The sequence below is a fragment of the Saccharothrix sp. ST-888 genome, assembly GCF_000955975.1.
In the GTDB taxonomy this organism is placed as follows: Bacteria; Actinomycetota; Actinomycetes; order Streptomycetales; family Streptomycetaceae; genus Kitasatospora.
In genome coordinates, this window is record NZ_JYJF01000854.1 from 1 (window position 1) to 317 (window position 317).

Annotated in this window: 1 protein-coding gene; it reads right to left on the reverse strand. The window is 75.1% G+C overall.

The genetic code is table 11. From position 1 onward, the window contains the following. The coding region (locus tag UK12_RS34820; protein WP_045307229.1) for a hypothetical protein at positions 1-241 on the reverse strand (241 nt) is incomplete at its 3' end. Between the last annotated feature and the right edge of the window lie 76 nt (positions 242-317).

Below are 317 nucleotides of genomic sequence, written 5' to 3' on the forward strand. Positions count from 1 at the left end.
CGGCCAGGGTCTCGACCCGGACGGTGTCGCAGCCCACCCATTCGGCGGCCTCGCGCAGCGCCCCGGCCAGCGCCTCGACGTGCTTCGGCGCCTCCAGCGAGACCCCCCGTGCCACCAGCGTCCGCCCCACGCGTGCCGGGTCGACCCCGCCTAGCCGGCCGCCGCCCGCCACCAGTGGCATGGCGAAGTACCCGTTCACCCGCTCGTTCCGGGGGGTGTACGCCTCCAGCCGGCGCACCATGCCGAAGATTCGCTCGGTCCGGGCGCGGTCTCAGACCACCGAGCCGAAGGGGGGAAGACGGCGCGTACGGTTCCGC